This is a genomic window from Pseudomonas sp. p99-361 (assembly GCF_003935475.1).
Taxonomy (GTDB): domain Bacteria; phylum Pseudomonadota; class Gammaproteobacteria; order Pseudomonadales; family Pseudomonadaceae; genus Aquipseudomonas; species Aquipseudomonas juntendi.
On sequence record NZ_RHQO01000025.1, the window covers coordinates 1 to 14887 of the forward strand.

18 protein-coding genes and 1 pseudogene are annotated in these 14887 nt (G+C 63.5%); 5 read left to right on the forward strand and 14 right to left on the reverse strand.

Annotation, left to right across the window (positions count from 1 at the left end):
- Positions 1 to 397 precede the first annotated feature (397 nt).
- Positions 398 to 706 (forward strand): hypothetical protein, encoded by a 309-nt coding sequence (locus tag EGJ22_RS13230; protein WP_029885223.1) that lies wholly within the window; start codon positions 398 to 400, stop codon positions 704 to 706.
- On the opposite strand, the gene EGJ22_RS13235 is transcribed toward EGJ22_RS13230, so the two are convergent.
- Positions 693 to 944 carry a hypothetical protein gene (locus EGJ22_RS13235; protein WP_029885222.1) on the reverse strand — a complete coding sequence of 84 codons (252 nt, stop codon included), beginning with the start codon at positions 942 to 944 and terminating at the stop codon, positions 693 to 695. The two genes, EGJ22_RS13230 and EGJ22_RS13235, sit on opposite strands and share 14 nt — an antisense overlap.
- Before the next feature lie 63 nt (positions 945 to 1007).
- Positions 1008 to 1322 carry a hypothetical protein gene (locus tag EGJ22_RS13240; RefSeq protein WP_029885221.1) on the reverse strand — a complete coding sequence of 105 codons (315 nt, stop codon included), beginning with the start codon at positions 1320 to 1322 and terminating at the stop codon, positions 1008 to 1010.
- Positions 1323 to 1530: 208 nt separating this feature from the next.
- On the opposite strand from EGJ22_RS13240, the gene EGJ22_RS13245 reads away from it, so the two are divergent.
- A complete protein-coding gene (locus tag EGJ22_RS13245) occupies positions 1531 to 1890 on the forward strand; it encodes a hypothetical protein (protein WP_029885220.1) in 360 nt (119 codons plus the stop codon).
- A gap of 54 nt (positions 1891 to 1944) precedes the next feature.
- Here EGJ22_RS13245 and EGJ22_RS26150 read toward each other — a convergent pair whose 3' ends face one another.
- On the reverse strand, positions 1945 to 2115 hold the full coding sequence (locus tag EGJ22_RS26150) for a hypothetical protein (RefSeq protein ID WP_009686627.1): 171 nt from the start codon (positions 2113 to 2115) through the stop codon (positions 1945 to 1947).
- Between the two features lie 222 nt (positions 2116 to 2337).
- Here EGJ22_RS26150 and EGJ22_RS13250 point away from each other — a divergent pair, with 222 nt between their 5' ends.
- Positions 2338 to 2838 (forward strand): methylated-DNA--[protein]-cysteine S-methyltransferase, encoded by a 501-nt coding sequence (locus tag EGJ22_RS13250; protein ID WP_029885219.1) that lies wholly within the window; start codon positions 2338 to 2340, stop codon positions 2836 to 2838.
- A gap of 4 nt (positions 2839 to 2842) precedes the next feature.
- Here EGJ22_RS13250 and EGJ22_RS13255 read toward each other — a convergent pair whose 3' ends face one another.
- Together EGJ22_RS13255 and EGJ22_RS13260 are read right to left on the reverse strand one after the other, a co-directional pair.
- Positions 2843 to 3085 carry a hypothetical protein gene (locus EGJ22_RS13255; protein ID WP_029885218.1) on the reverse strand — a complete coding sequence of 81 codons (243 nt, stop codon included), beginning with the start codon at positions 3083 to 3085 and terminating at the stop codon, positions 2843 to 2845.
- Between the two features lie 8 nt (positions 3086 to 3093).
- Positions 3094 to 3342: pseudogene (locus EGJ22_RS13260) on the reverse strand (nitrilase-related carbon-nitrogen hydrolase); the annotation flags it as partial.
- Positions 3343 to 3570: 228 nt separating this feature from the next.
- Between EGJ22_RS13260 and EGJ22_RS13265 the strand changes: the two are divergent.
- The gene (locus tag EGJ22_RS13265) at positions 3571 to 4296 is read left to right on the forward strand and encodes a metallophosphoesterase (RefSeq protein WP_029885216.1); all 726 of its coding nucleotides are present in this window, start codon (positions 3571 to 3573) and stop codon (positions 4294 to 4296) included.
- Here EGJ22_RS13265 and EGJ22_RS13270 read toward each other — a convergent pair.
- Positions 4244 to 4858, reverse strand: a complete 615-nt coding sequence (locus EGJ22_RS13270) for a LysE family translocator (RefSeq protein ID WP_029885215.1) — start codon at positions 4856 to 4858, stop codon at positions 4244 to 4246. The two genes, EGJ22_RS13265 and EGJ22_RS13270, sit on opposite strands and share 53 nt — an antisense overlap.
- Before the next feature lie 106 nt (positions 4859 to 4964).
- Positions 4965 to 5774 (reverse strand): AraC family transcriptional regulator, encoded by an 810-nt coding sequence (locus EGJ22_RS13275; RefSeq protein ID WP_029885214.1) that lies wholly within the window; start codon positions 5772 to 5774, stop codon positions 4965 to 4967.
- Between the two features lie 131 nt (positions 5775 to 5905).
- On the opposite strand from EGJ22_RS13275, the gene EGJ22_RS13280 reads away from it, so the two are divergent.
- A complete protein-coding gene (locus EGJ22_RS13280; protein WP_009686636.1) occupies positions 5906 to 6529 on the forward strand; it encodes a LysE family translocator in 624 nt (207 codons plus the stop codon).
- A 52-nt stretch (positions 6530 to 6581) separates the two neighbouring features.
- Here the strand turns inward: EGJ22_RS13280 and EGJ22_RS13285 are convergent, their stop codons facing one another.
- The 7 genes from EGJ22_RS13285 to EGJ22_RS13315 all read right to left on the reverse strand — a co-directional run bounded on the left by EGJ22_RS13285 (position 6582) and on the right by EGJ22_RS13315 (position 14877).
- Entirely contained in the window at positions 6582 to 6857 is a 276-nt protein-coding gene (locus EGJ22_RS13285; protein ID WP_009686637.1) for a peptidylprolyl isomerase, read from the reverse strand.
- Positions 6858 to 7037: 180 nt separating this feature from the next.
- Positions 7038 to 7808: a 3-hydroxybutyrate dehydrogenase gene (gene hbdH, locus EGJ22_RS13290; protein WP_009686638.1), complete on the reverse strand. Its 771-nt coding sequence runs from the start codon at positions 7806 to 7808 to the stop codon at positions 7038 to 7040.
- Positions 7809 to 7818: 10 nt separating this feature from the next.
- Positions 7819 to 9210 carry a GntP family permease gene (locus EGJ22_RS13295; RefSeq protein WP_009686639.1) on the reverse strand — a complete coding sequence of 464 codons (1392 nt, stop codon included), beginning with the start codon at positions 9208 to 9210 and terminating at the stop codon, positions 7819 to 7821.
- Positions 9211 to 9442: 232 nt separating this feature from the next.
- On the reverse strand, positions 9443 to 10825 hold the full coding sequence (locus EGJ22_RS13300) for a sigma-54-dependent Fis family transcriptional regulator (RefSeq protein WP_029884862.1): 1383 nt from the start codon (positions 10823 to 10825) through the stop codon (positions 9443 to 9445).
- A gap of 52 nt (positions 10826 to 10877) precedes the next feature.
- Positions 10878 to 11894: an ABC transporter permease gene (locus EGJ22_RS13305; RefSeq protein WP_009686642.1), complete on the reverse strand. Its 1017-nt coding sequence runs from the start codon at positions 11892 to 11894 to the stop codon at positions 10878 to 10880.
- Positions 11894 to 12952, reverse strand: coding sequence for a microcin C ABC transporter permease YejB (locus EGJ22_RS13310; protein ID WP_029884861.1), 1059 nt, complete (start codon positions 12950 to 12952; stop codon positions 11894 to 11896). The genes EGJ22_RS13305 and EGJ22_RS13310 overlap by 1 nt, the downstream gene beginning before the upstream one ends.
- Positions 12949 to 14877, reverse strand: coding sequence for an extracellular solute-binding protein (locus EGJ22_RS13315; RefSeq protein WP_371921049.1), 1929 nt, complete (start codon positions 14875 to 14877; stop codon positions 12949 to 12951). Before EGJ22_RS13315 ends, EGJ22_RS13310 begins: the two co-directional genes overlap by 4 nt.
- Positions 14878 to 14887 lie beyond the last annotated feature (10 nt).

A 14887-nucleotide genomic window follows, 5' to 3' on the forward strand; every position in this document is an offset into this window, starting at 1 on the left:
CGCTCGCTCTAACAGGCGCTGCCATACCTTGTGGCAAACACCTGTCAGCCCTAAGGCGATCCCTGTGGGAGCTGGCTCGCCTGCGATGGGCTGCGCTGTCGCGCAGAGAGCTCAATTCGTAAGCGCGACGCGGCCTGTGTGAGAGCGGGCGTGCCCGCGAAGAAGCCAACGCGGTGGCTGGCACCGGCTACGCCGGTGTTCGCGGCGGTTTGACGCCTCGACATGCCCGCTGCCCCAAGGGCCTGGCTAAATCAATGAGTTATGTATTGTTCTATGAGCGCGGGCTTACCTGCGATGGGTTGCCCAGCAGCCCCTTAACGGGTGATACAGCATTACGCACTATTAAAGCAGTTTGAATGGAGAGCAGCGGGTGGAAGCAAGAAGCGTTGTCGCCGAAATGTTCATTGGAATCCCAACGCATTTCTGGGTATTGCCGGTGGCCGGCCTGGTAGCCTATTACGGTTTGAAATGGTCGGTCAGGTTCGGCAGCCGGGCCACCCTGTTGCAAGTATCGACTTACCTGTTGTTGCTGACACTGGCAGTGCTGCCCAATGGTATTTATGCGCTGTTTCCGCCAACGCCTGATCCTGATGTGCTGCTGAACAACGCGCCGTTGCCCAATTATGCAGGCCGTTTTTATCTGGACGCATTCTACGTTTTCAGCGGCTGGGCACTCAGTAAAGTCGTGAAGCTCAAGTTTCGCTAGGCTGGCGCTGCGGCCAGCTTTCACCTGCGCCCTCGCCGCCGTCCATTCTCGCAGCAACGGCGCGCAATTGCTCCGCAACCCCATCAATAGCGCGCACGTGCGCGGTGACATCGATGTCGCCTGGCGAACTGCCGCGAGCCAGCATGAAGCGCACATGGCCACTCATGGTCTGGCTAAGCTGGTCCAGGTGATCTGCTGTTCTGACCAGATCTGACTTGATAGTGCGAAGCGTTTCCATAATGCGGGGGCCTGATTGTCGGATGCTGTTGCGCCTGGGGTCAGCAAAGGCAGGCCTAAGTGATCAGGTCTCATCCAGCAACAGTTCCGGATCGAAGAAGAACGAGGCCAGCAGCACCGCGGTGATTACGCCCGATGCGTCGGCAATGAACAATAGCAGGGCGCTGGCGTCGCCCGGGGTGAGGTGATTCCTCAAGGCGAAGTCCACGCCGTGCGGGAACGCGGCGATCATCAGCAGCATGGTGGCTAACAAGGCAGAAAGCAACTTCAGATAGGCGCGTCCGAACGCCAGCCCAAAAGCCCAGAACACCAGGATGCAGAGGACAGCCAAGCCAGTGGCGGTTGCATATTGGGTGAGTAGTTCCAGCCACCAGAGCATGGCAATCTCCTGAACGAAGCGAGCACTGAGTCAAGGTAAGTGAACAGGCCAGCCCGAATCGCGCTGCCTGTTGCTCATCAGAAGCGGAGCGGATTCAATTCGTTCCGTCGTTATAAGCAAATAGTCGCCGTGACGTGCTGCCGGTGAACAACAGGCTTCTCACGGCCAGACTTTGGTTGATTGGTCAGTCGGTATCGGTCTCGTTAGAATGCAGCATATCCATACGAGTCAATTGCAAATGCATACTTTTCGTATTTTTATCAGTTCATTGTTAATCGCCGGCCTCGCCGGTTGTGCGACGCCTGGCAAGCCGACGGCCAGCAAGCTCAGTTCGAAAACGCCCCAGGAATATGCGGCCTGCGTCTTGCCGAAATGGCAGGCTGTGGCTCCGCAAGCCACGCAGAAATCGATTGCCCATGGCTATCGACTGACGGCATCCAGTGCCGTGGCCAGTGACGATGTACTGGAGGTGATCGATTCAGGCGAAGGCAGCCGTGCTACGTTCTACAAAGGCAGTTTCTTGTCCGGGGACAAGTTGCGCCAGGCGGCCAAGGAATGCCTGGACTGAAACAGCGCCGAGCGCGGCTGGGTCCTTTCAGACCGCGCCAGGTTTCAACCGGGCTTACGACTGCTTGATCAGTTTGCGCCCGGCCCCTCGGCGTACCACACTGCATATCCAGCGCTTGCCGCAGCGATAGGGCGCACGGATGAAGGTAAGGTCCGCGATGCGCCGCGCCCCCTGAGCCTTGAGAGCCTGGGCGAGCTGGGCGAGCGTTTCTGCCACGATGGTCATGGTTCACCTCATGAATTGACTTCATTCATAATTCTCGACCCATCAAAAGAACCCGTGACTCAGTTCGATTAGGGTTAATCACAAAGTGATAGTGTGGACGCCTCAGTCCGCCCGTCCGGTGCGGATCAGTGCCTGCTGTGCAGTTACCCGAGCAAGAAAGCGGATGCGCCACAGACGGTGGATCTTTACAGTGGCGGCATCGCAATCTGCAGGAGCCCGCTGATGTCCAGCGCATTCACCATGATGCAATCGCCTGTGGGCACGCTTACCCTGGTAGCGCGCGGCGATCGCCTGGCAGCCGTGCTGTGGGAGAACGAGCGCGAAAACCGCGTGCGCCTGGGCGCACTGCACCGTGACGATCAGTGCCCGGTGCTGCTGGAAACCGCTCGCCAACTGGGTGAGTACTTCAGCGGCAAGCGCCGACAGTTCGAGCTGCCGCTGGATTTTGCCGGTACCGGGTTCCAGCGCCAGGTGTGGGCCGCGTTGCTGGCCATACCCTTCGGTGAAACCCGCAGCTACGCCGAGATTGCCCGGCAGCTCGGCAACCCCGGTGCGGTGCGTGCAGTGGGCGCGGCCAATGGCCGCAACCCCATCTCGATCATCGCGCCTTGCCACCGGGTCATCGGTGCATCGGGCAACTTGACCGGGTTTGCCGGCGGGCTGGCGGCCAAGCAATACCTGCTGGCGCTGGAAGGGCGGCAGAGCCTGGCGCTGGACCTTTAGCGGTTCAACCGAACCAGCTGGCGATCAGGCAAGCCAGCACCGCCAGTACCGAACCTGCCATCAGGGTGTAGTGCCGGTGGGCCCGCCGCGCAGCCTGTTGCACTTCACGCAGGTAGGCGCCGGGTGTTGGCGCGTCGGGCCGGTGACGCAAATGCTCGGCCACGTCGGCCATTTGCCCCCGGATGATCAGGCCGGTCAGGTAGTAGGCACAGGCATAGCTGAGCACGGCCAGTACGAAATAGGTCATACCGGATCCAGTGGCAGGGCAATGGCATTGGCCTGGCAGGTATCGACGATGAGGCCTTCGCCGATGCAGTTCGCCATCAGCGCCGGCATGGCCGCCTGGCGTGCCACACTGGGCTCATAGCCGGTCAGCGACAACTCGGGAAACACCACCAGTTCGGCGCCAAGCGCTGCAGCCTGTTCGATGCAGGCCAGATGGCGCTGCAGGTTGGCTGAGACCTCGCCTTTGAGCGATGCCAGTTGTACGGCGCACAGCTTCATGTAAACCCTTCCCTGGTAGAGGTTGAAGCCGCCAGCATACTATCGGCCACGACGCCTGTACCAGTGAAGGGGCGTTCAGCGAGCACAAGGGGCGAAAGTGGCCCGCGACCTGCGCGCTTGGAGCAGGTTGTGCCATGCTGTTCATCAAGGGTGCGATGCGTGCGGGGGGAGGCCGGGTCCGTCAGCCTTTCATCCCTGCCTGGGCAGCGCCAGCAGAGGAACAGTGAGATGGGACGGTTACGGCGCATGATCGCCAACCTGCGGGGCCGCGACCTGGCAGTGGGCGATATTCACGGCCATTTCCAGCGCCTGCAGCAATGCCTGGATGCGGTGGGTTTCGACCCCGCCGTGGACCGCCTGTTCAGCGTGGGCGACCTGGTCGACCGCGGGCCAGACAACGAGGCGGCCCTGGAGTGGCTGGCCAAGCCTTGGTTTCATGCCGTGCAAGGCAATCATGAGGCCTTGGCCATTACCCGCGTGCGGGGTGGGAAACTGGACCTGGCCATGTACCGCGAAGCTGGCGGCGGTTGGTTCATCGACCTGCCGCGGGCCGAGCAACTGCGCTTCGTCGAACGTTTCGAGCAACTGCCGATTGCGATCGAGGTTGAAAGTGCGGCAGGCCTGGTCGGCCTGCTGCATGCCGACAGCCCGACTGCCGATTGGCTGCAATTGAGAACGTGGCTGGAGCTGCTGGATGACCCCAAAGTCAGGCAAGTATGCCAGTGGTCGCGGCGGCGACTCAGGGCTGGCGATACCGAGCCGGTGCAAGGCCTGCGCGCCTTGCTGGTGGGCCACACGCCGGTGCCGCAGGCCACGCTGCTGGGCAATGTCTGGCACCTGGACACTGGCGGCTGGGCCAGCGGCCACTTCACCTTGGTGGACATGCGCAGCCTGAAGCTGGTCAGCGCCAGGCCAGGTGTAACAGTACCGCCGCGCCCAAGAGCACCAGCATGATCCCGGAGCTGCGTTCCAGCCACGGCAGCCAGCGCGCGAAGCGCCGCAGTACCCGCTGGTTGCCGATGGCCACGGCGATCAGCAGGTCCCACAGCAGCACCACACCGAACATCCACAGCGCGCAAGCGGCTTTCCAGCCGGCACTGGCGCTGCCCACCATACTGGCCAGGCTCGCGTAGAACAGTGCGTTCTTGGGGTTGAGAAGGGCAGACAGCAAACCCATGCCCAGCCCCTGCGACCACCCTGGCCCAGTGTGCTTGCCAACGGCCGCAGTCAGGCGGGTATGCCCTGCATGGCGCAGGAACAGCGTACCGATGTACACCAGGTAGAGGGCACCGACCAGTTGCAGGCTGGCAAACAATGGGCTGCCTTCCTGGAGCATCGACAAGCCGGTGAAGGCCACGGTGATGAACGCACCATTGGCCAGGGCGATACCCAGGCACACGCCGCTGGCGCTACGCCAGCCGCTGCTGACCGACGTGCGTGCGACCAGGAAGAAGTCCGGGCCTGGCGATAGCAGTGCAAGGAAATGGGCGAGGGCGACGATCAGGAATATTTGCATGGGCCGGGCTGCTCTGCGTTAAAGGCCGCAGTCTGCTGCCGGGCTGGCATGGCGTATTGAAGAATATTGCAGGGGCCCCATGGGTCAGCCTCGCGGCTGTGCACCTTCAAGCGCCGCGATACTGCCCCGGTGTCACCCCCACATGAGCCTTGAACACCCGCTGGAAATGGCTCTGGTCGGCAAACCCCAACCGGTAGGCCACCTCTGCCAGTGCCTGCCCTTTGCCCAGCAGCTGCCGCCCAAGGTTGACCCTGGCGTTGAGCAGGTAAGCATGGGGGGTGAAACCGGTGGCTGCACGAAACGCACGAATCAACTGATAGCGCCCAAGCCCGGCCTCCCGCGCCAGTACCGCAAGGCTCAACTGTGCCGGATCCTGGGCTTCGATCCTTGCGATCAAGCCGCTCAGGGCCGTAGCCGCCAATGCCGGTGCCGGTGCCAGCGGCAGCTGCGCGGCAAAGTCCAGGTCACCGAGAAAGGCAACCAGCGCCGCGTCCTTCTCTGCACTGCTGGCGGTGGAGAACAGCAGGTCGTTCAGCTCGCAGAATTGTTGATACAGCACGGCCTCCCGGCAAATACGCGCAGGGGCACCAGCCCCGCCGTCACCCAGTTCCGACTCCAGGCGCAGTTGCGACAGCCAGCGGGCATCCACATGCAGCATCTGGTAGCTCCAGGCATAGCCGGGTGCGGGGTTGCAGGCATGTACGCGCCGGGGCGGGACCAGCACCAGGGTTCCAGGTGTCAACCGCGCCTGCCCGCCGCCAGCGCCGCTGAACAGGCTGAGGCCAGCATCCACTGCGCCGATGGAGAATGTCGGGTGGCTGTGGGCTTTGTAGCAGGCGCGGCTATGGCAGGCGCGCCGGCTTTCCACATGTGGCAGGTTCGGGTCGCGCCACAGTGCGGCGTGGGTACGGGGCATTATGCGCTCCTCGGGGTTGTCGGCAGGGTAACAGCTGCAAGGCACCTGTACAGTTTTTATCGCTGGCTGTAACTTGACCGAATGGCCCCGGGCCCGCCGAAATAGGCGCCTGCTGCCAAAGGAAAACAACAATGGACTTATCGAGCCTGCTGCTCTTCATCCCCGCCTGCTTCGCCCTGAACATGGCCCCGGGGCCGAACAACCTGCTGTCGCTGCACAACGCCAGCCGCTACGGGCTGCGCACCGCCTGTGTGGCCGGTGCCGGGCGCATCCTGGCGTTCAGTGGCATGATCGCGCTGGCGGCCATGGGCCTGGCGGTGGTGCTGCATACCAGTGAATACCTGTTTCTGGCCATCAAAGTGGTGGGCGCGGGTTACCTGTTCTACATTGCCTGGCAACTGTGGCGGGCTCCGGTGGGCGTGGCTGCGAGCACCGGCGGTGAGCTGCGGGGCATGTGGCACCTGGCGCGGCAGGAATGCTTCGTAGCGGCCGGCAACCCGAAGGCGATCCTGATTTTCACTGCGTTCCTGCCGCAGTTCGTAACCGTCGACAGTCGTATGCCGGTCAGTGAGCAGTTCCTCTGGCTGGGAGCGCTGTTCCTGGTGCTGGAATGGGCCGCGATCGCCCTCTATGCAGGCCTTGGCGCCTACCTGCAGCGCTGGTTCAGCCAGCCAGGCCCGCGGCGCCTGTTCAACCGGGTCAGCGCCTCGCTGTTGGGTTGCGCTGGCCTCGGCCTACTGGTGGCGCGTCGCTAGGGTTCAACCCGGGTAGTAAGCTGTAAATGTCAGGTGGCACAGGGCCAGTGCGTTAGTCGCGGTAGAAGGTTTGCACCAGGTGGTAGCCGAACTTGCTCTTGATCGGGCCGTGTACCACGCGCAGGGGCTTCTTGAAGATGACCTGGTCGATGGCGCCGACCATTTGCCCTGGGCGGACTTCACCCAGGTCGCCGCCCCGTTTGCCGGACGGGCAAGTCGAGAACTTTTTAGCCAGCACGTCGAACGCCTCGCCATTGGCGATACGCTGCTTGAGCTTTTCGGCTTCGTCAGCGGTCTTGACCAGAATATGGCGGGCTTGAGCTTTCATGGATTACCTGTACTTCGGGGGGGGGCGAAAAGCGCGCATTATGCCTGATTGCTGCGTGTTTGTGGCGTTTCGCCCAGCCCCGTGGGCGGTGCTCTCGCACCGCTGACAGCGCATCAGCCAGCAGCCGCTTCGGCGGCAAACACCGGCAAAAACCGGTGCCAACCACCGCGGGAGCCTGCGTCACTGGGCCAACCAGCCCCCGTCAACGTTCCAGGCGGCACCACGCACCTGGCTACCCGCTTCGCTGCACAGGAAAAGCACAAGCTCGCCCAGGTGCTGCGGGGTAACGAAGGCCAGCGAAGGTTGCTTTTCCGCCAGCAGGTCATGTTGCGCCTGCAGCGCATCGCCACCGTTGGCGGCACGGTCATCGATCTGTTGCTGCACCAGCGGGGTCAGCACCCAGCCCGGGCAAATGGCGTTGCAGGTGACAGGGCTGGTGGCGGTTTCCAGGCCCACGACCTTGGTCAGGCCCACCACGCCATGCTTGGCGGCCACGTACGCCGCCTTGCCGGTCGAACCGACCAGGCCATGCACGGAGGCAATGTTGATGATGCGCCCCCAGTTGCGCGCGCGCATGCCCGGCAGCGCCAGGCGTGTGCCATGGAAGACCGCCGACAGGTTGAGCGCTATGATCTTGTCCCAGCTTTGCACCGGAAACCGTTCGACCGGGGCCACATGCTGGATACCAGCGTTGTTGACCAGGATGTCGACGCCGCCGAACTCGCGCTCGGCCGCGGCGAACAATGCCTCGATCTGGGCGACCTCGGCCAGGTCGGCCGGGTGATGGATGGCTTTTACCCCGTGCCGGGCAATTTCCGCCAGGGCGGGTGCCGGGTCGCCAAAGCCGTTGAGGACGATGTTGGCACCGGCCCGGGCCAGTACCTGGGCGATACCCAGGCCGATGCCGCTGGTCGAGCCGGTCACGAGTGCAGTCTTGCCGTTGAGGGTCATGCAGTGCTCCTTAGACAATGCCAGTGGCGTAGAACGTGGCAATTACCACGAACACTGCCAGGGTCTTGATCAGGGTAATACCGAAAATATCCTTGTAGGCTTCCCGGTGGGTCAGGCCGGTGACTGCCAGCAGGGTGATCACCGCGCCGTTGTGCGGCAGGGTGTCCATGCCGCCGCTGGCCATGGCCGCTACCCGGTGCAGCACCTCGAGCGGAATATTGGCGGCATGGGCGGCGGCGATGAAGGTGTCACCCATGGCGGCCAGCGCAATACTCATGCCGCCCGAGGCAGAGCCGGTGATCCCGGCCAACAGGGTGACGGTGATGGCTTCATTGACCAGGGGGTTGGGGATGCCGCGCAGGGCATCGGCCAGCACCAGGAAGCCAGGCAGCGAGGCGATCACTGCGCCAAAGCCATACTCCGAGGCCGTGTTCATGGCTGCCAGCAAGGCGCCGCCGACAGCACTTTTGGTGCCTTCGGCCAAACGGCTGCGGATGGCGCCGAAGGCACATGCCAGCACCATCAGGATGCCGACCAGCAATGCTGCCTGTACCGCCCAGATGGCGGTCAGCTTGGCCACGTCGCTGTTCACTGGGGCACTCATGCCGGGCAGTTGCAAGCTGTGGCTGGCGCCGTACCACTGCGGGATCCAGTGGGTGAACAGCAGGTTCATCACCCCCACCAGCATCAACGGGGATATCGCCAGCCAGGGGTTGGGCAACCTCAGGTCGGCAGCGGTTTCCGGTTCGTTGCGCAAGTCGGTGCCATACCCTTCACCGGCACGCTGGGCTTTGTTGCGCTGGCGCTGCAGGTAGGCCATGCCGGTGCAGAACACGAACAGTGTGCCGATCAGGCCCAGCCAGGGTGCGGCCCAGGCGGTGGTGTTGAAAAAGGTGCTGGGGATGATGTTCTGGATCTGCGGGGTACCGGGCAGGGCGTCCATGGTGAATGAAAACGCCCCCAAGGCAATGGTGGCCGGGATCAGCCGTTTGGGGATGTTGCTCTGGCGGAACATCTCGGCCGCAAACGGGTATACCGCAAACACCACCACGAACAGCGAGACGCCGCCGTAGGTCAGCAACGCACAGACCAGCACGATCACCAGCATGGCCTGGCGAGTGCCGAGCAGGCGGATGGCAGCGGCCACGATCGAGCGGGAAAAGCCGGACAGCTCGATCAGTTTGCCGAACACCGCACCCAGCAGGAACACCGGGAAATACAGCTTGATGAAGCCCACCATTTTTTCCATGAACACCCCGGTGAAGGCGGGGGCAACGGCGGACGGGTCAGTGAGCAGAACGGCGCCGAGGGCGGCGATCGGGGCGAAAAGTATGACGCTGTAGCCGCGGTAGGCGGCCAGCATCAGCAGGGCCAGCGCGGCAAGGGCGATGAGCACGGTCATCGGGTGTCTCCTGGATGAGTCTTGTTGTTATCGGTTTGCAGGAGAAAGCGGATATCGTGCCAATTTTTAACTTATTGATTTACATCGAGTTTTTATTTTTTGCAGTGTTTCAGTCTCTGTTTTGAGATTTTGTTGTTCAAGCGTACGCACCATCTCCTCCCAGATTTGCACGCTGCCTGCCTGCACAACCGAGCTTGTTCCGCTATCTCTAAAAAGAGACAAAAGTCTCTGCTCAGAGACCAAGCGCCACCATCTTCTTGTACAGGGTAGAGCGCCCCAGCCCCAGCGCCTTTGCCGCCTGCGGCACGTTGCCCGCATGGTCCGCCAACGCCCCGGCGATCAGTGAGCGCTCGAATGCCTCGCACGCCTCGCGGTAGGTCTGGCGCACCGGTGCCGCCGACAGCGGACTCAACGGCCCCAACGCTGCACGCAAGTCCGCCACCCCCAGGCGCGGTTGATCGGCCAGCAAGGTCGCCCGCTCCAGCACGTTGCGCAGTTCACGGATATTCCCCGGCCAGGCATGGCGTGCCAGCAGTTGCTGCGCCTCGGTTTCCAGCTCGTACTGGCTGCCCAGCTCTGCCAGCACGGCCTCGCATAACGCCGGCAGGTCCTCCAGCCGCTGCCGCAGCGGGGGTACTTCGATCGGTAACACGTTCAGCCGGTAGTACAGGTCGGCGCGGAATGCGCCGCGGGCCATGGCCGCCTGCAGGTCGATGGACGTGGCCGCAATGATGCGCACGTCGGTGCGCAGCATCTGGTTCGACCCCACCGGCTCGTATTCCTTTTCCTGCAGCACCCGCAGCAGCTTGCTTTGCAAGGCCAGTGGCATGTCGCCGATTTCATCGAGGAACAATGTGCCGCCTTCGGCCAGTTGCAGCTTGCCGCTGCGGCCTTTGCGGTCCGCCCCGGTAAAGGCACCGGGCGCGGTGCCGAAGAACTCGGCCTCCAGCAGTGTTTCCGGGATGGCGGCGCTGTTGATGCTGACGAACGCTTTGTGCGCCCGGGCCGAGGCGGCGTGGATGGCGTGCGCCAGCAACTCCTTGCCCGTGCCCGTCTCGCCCAGCAACAGCACCGGCGAGTCACTGCCTGCACCGCGCCGCGCACGGCGCTTGGCTTCCAGGCTGGCAGCGCTGCTGCCAACGAACTGCGCAAAGCTGTATTTGGCCTGGCGGGCGCGCAGTTGCGAGCGGGTCGAGGCAAGTTCCTGCTGCATGCTCGAATAACGCTTGAGCAACGGCGACAGGCTACGCAATTGATCGAACAGGGCAAAACCGATGGCGCCGATCAGCGCGCCCTGGTCGTCGTGGATAGGCAGGCGCATGACCACCAACGGCTCGTTCGGCGTGTCCAGCATGTCCAGCAGGATCGGCCGGCCATTGCTCACCACCTCGCGCATCAGGCTACCGGGGATCACTGCTTCGCAGGGCTGGCCAATCGCACTGGCCGCGTCGGCCAGGCCAAAGCGCCGGGCATAGCGTTCGTTCATCCAGGCGATACGCGCCTGGCGGTCGACGATCACCGTACCCTCGCTGGACTGTTCGATGATCTCGAACAACGAACGGATCGCCAGTTGTCGAACGTGGGGGTAGTCCTTAAGGCTGTCGCTGTCGTGCATGGAAAAAGTCCTGAATACGTTGTTTGCCCGCGCCGGCACCTTGCCTGAAACGTCAGCCCTTCGGGTCAAACGCCTGCCGCAAGGCATCGCCGATGAACACCAGCAGCGACAAGATCAGCGCCAGGGCAAAGAACGCGGTAAAGCCCAGCCACGGTGCCTCCAGGTGTTGCTTGCCCTGGGTCACCAACTCCCCCAGCGAGGCGCTGCCCGCGGGCATGCCGAAACCGAGGAAGTCCAGCGCGGTCAGCGTGGTGATGGCCCCGGTGAGCATGAACGGCACGTAGGTCAGTGTGGCATTCAAGGCATTGGGCAAGATATGCCGCAGCATGACCTGGCTGTCTGGCAAACCCAGCGCCCGGGCTGCCTTGACGTATTCCAGGTTGCGCCCCCGCAGGAACTCGGCCCGCACCACGTCGACCAGGGTCAGCCATGAAAACAGCGCCATGATCCCCAGCAGCCACCAGAAATCCGGCTCGACGAACCCGCTGAGGATGATCAGCAGGTACAACACCGGCAGCCCGGACCATACCTCCAGCAGGCGCTGGCCGAACAGGTCGACCCAGCCGCCGTGGTAGCCCTGCAGGGCGCCTGCCGTCACCCCGATGACCACGCTGATCACGGTCAGGGCAAAGGCAAACAGCAAAGACACCCGCGTGCCATACAACACCCGGGCCAGCACATCACGGCCCTGGTCATCGGTACCCAGCCAGTTGCTGCTGCTCGGTGGGCTGGGCGTTGGGACCTGCAAGTCGTAGTTCGGGGTGTCGGCGCTGAACGGGATCGGTGCGAACAGCATCCAGCCGCCCTGGTCCTCGATCAGCTTGCGCACGTAGGCGCTGCGGTAGTCGGGCTGGAACGGCAGCTGGCCGCCAAATTGCTGCTCGGTATAACGCTTGAGCGCCGGTACGTACAGTTCGCCCTGGTAGCCCAGTAGCAACGGCTTGTCGTTGGCCACCAGCTCGGCGCCCAGGCTCAGCGACAGCAGGGCGGCGAATACCCACAGCGAGACCCAGCCCAGGCGGTTGCGGCGAAAGCGTTGCAGGCGCCGGCGCGCCACAGGCGACAGCATCAGTGTGCCCTCGTGTCGAAGTCGATGCGCGGGTCCAGCAAGGTGTAGGCCAAGTCGCCGATCAGGCGGATCAGCAGCCCTGCCAAGGTGAAGATGAACAACGTACCGAAGACGATAGGGTAGTCGCGGGACACGGCGGCGTCGTAGCTCATGCGGCCCAGGCCATCCAGTGAGAAAATCACCTCGATCAGCAGCGAGCCGGCAAAGAACACGCTGATCAGTGCCTGTGGTAGCCCGGCCACCACCAGCAGCATGGCGTTGCGCAATACATGGCCGTAGAGCACCCGCCGCTCACTCAGGCCCTTGGCGCGGGCGGTGACCACGTACTGGCGCGAAATTTCGTCGAGGAAGGCATTCTTGGTCAGCAAGGTGAGGGTGGCGAACCCGCCGATCACCAGGGCGCCGACGGGCAGTACCAGGTGCCAGAAGTAGTCGGCCACCTTGCCGAGCAGGCTCAGCTCGTCGAAGTTGTCGGAAACCAGGCCACGCACCGGAAACCAGTTCAGCGAAGTGCCGCCGGCAAACACCACGATCAGCAACAGGGCGAACAGGAACGAGGGCAGGGCGTAGCCGACCACGATCAGTGCGCTGCTCCAGGCATCGAAGTGGCTGCCGTGGCGCACCGCCTTGCGAATGCCCAGGGGGATGGACACCAGGTAGGTGATCAGCGTGGCCCAGAAGCCCAGCGACAGGGTGACCGGCAGTTTGTCGAGGATCAGGTCGGTGACCTTGGCACCCCGGAAAAAACTGTTGCCGAAGTCCAGCCGGGCATACTGGCCCAGCATCAGCCAAAGGCGCTCGGGCGCTGACTTGTCGAAGCCGTACTGGCGCTTGATATCTTCGATCAGTTTGGGGTCGAGCCCGCGGGTGGCGCGTGATTCACCGTGCACAACCTCCGAGCGCGCACCGGGGGCGCCACCGCCGATGCCTTGCAGGCGCGCCACGGCTTGTTCCACCGGGCCCCCTGGCGCGGCCTGCACGATGACGAAGTTGACCAGCAGAATCGCCAGCAAGGTCGGGATGATCAGCAGCAGGCGGCGCAACAGGTAGCGGGTCATGGGGCGGCGTTCCGGCGTATGGCCATCTGTTCATTGGTCAGCGCCGTTGGGCTGATCTCCCACCAGGTGTCCAGGCCTTCATCGTAGGTGGCCGGAACCTTGGGCAAGCCGAAGCGGTTCCACCAGACGGTAGAGCTGCCTGGCGGGTAGTAGTTGGGGATCCAGTAGTAATTCCACTGAAGCACCCGGTCCAGGGCGTGAGCGTGGCGCAGCATGTCGGCCTCGCTGGCAGCGCGTACCAGGCCGTCGATCAGGTGGTCGACGGCCGGGTCCTGCAGCACCATCAGGTTGTTCGAACCGGGGTCGTGGGCAGCGGCCGAGCCGAAGTAGTTGTACAGCTCGGCACCGGGGGACAGCGTCACCGGGTAGCCGGTCACGACCATGTCGTAGTCACGGGCCATCAGCCGGTTGACGTACTGCGCCGAGTCGACGTTACGGATATTCAGGGTAACGCCGATCTGTGCCAGGTTGCGCTTCCAGGGCAACAGCAGGCGCTCCATGCCGGCCTGGCCGTTGAGGAAGGTGAACGTCAGGGGCTGACCTTCGCGGTTGACCAGGCGGTCGCCATCGGCATGCCAGCCGGCCTGCTGCAGCAGGGCCAGGGCTTGCAACTGCTGGGCGCGGATGATTCCCGAGCCGTCAGTGACCGGTGCCGTGAACACGTGGTCGAAGACTTCCTGCGGCACCTGGCCACGCAGCGGTTCGAGCAGTTTCAGCTCGCCGGTATCGGGTAGCTGGCGGGCGGCCAGCGGGGTATTGGAGAACACGCTCTGCTGACGGATGTACAGGTTGCGCATCATCTGCCGGTTGCTCCACTCGAAGTCCCAGAGCATGCCCAGTGCCTGACGCACACGGCGGTCCTTGAACTGCGGCCGGTCCAGGTTGAACACGAAGCCCTGGGCGACCTGCGGTTTGGCCGGGCCCAGGTGGGCCCGCTGCAGGCGACCGTCGTCCAGTGAGGCGCCGTTGTAACCCAGGGTGTAGGCGGTTGCGGAGAACTCGCGGTTGTAATCGTAGCCCCCGCCCTTGAGCACCTGGCGCGCCACCTCGGTGTCGCCGAAGTACTCGATGCGCAGTTTGGCGAAATTGTAGCGGCCACGGCTGGCCGGCAGGTCACGGGCCCACCAGGTAGGGTCACGCTCGAAGGTGATGCTGCGGCCATTGTCGATCTGGCCGATGCGGTAGGGCCCACTGCCGACCGGTTTGTCGAAGCCGGCCCCGTTGGCGAAATCGCGTTGCTGCCAGTCGTGCTCGGGGAGCACGGGCAAACTGGCCAGGTCCAGCGCCAGGGTACGGCCGTGTCCGGGCTTGAAGTCGAAGCGGATGCTGCGCGGGCCTTCCACGGTCACCGCGCTGACGTCGGCGAACTGGGTGCGGTAGGTCAGGCTGCCTTTGCTCATCAGCAGGTCGTAGGTGAAGCGCACGTCTTCGGCGCGCACCGGCTTGCCGTCGGCAAAGGTCGCCCGTGGGTCGATATCGAAACGCAGCCAGGCGTCATCCGGGCCACGCTCCATGCGCCGGGCGATCAGCCCATAGACGGTGTAGGGTTCGTCGAATGAGCGCACGGCCAGGGGTGCGAACAACAGGCCATCGACCTGGCTGACACCAATGCCTTTGTCGATGTACGGCAGGATATGGTCGAACTGGCCAATCTCGATGGCCGAGCGGCGCAGCATGCCGCCCTTGGGGGCGCTGGGGTTCACATAGTCGAAATGCTGGAAACTGGCGCCGTAGCGGGGGGCTTCGCCGTACACCGTGAGGGCATGGGTGGGGGCGGCCAGGGTATCGAGGGCGAAACAAAGCAGCAACAGGCACCACAACCCATGCAGAAGCGGGTTACCCCGCGAATACGCCCGAGCATGCAGCCTCGTTGCCTGAGCTGACGTATTCGCGTGTGAACCCGCGGCCACCGGGGGCATGAACAGCTGTTGGCTG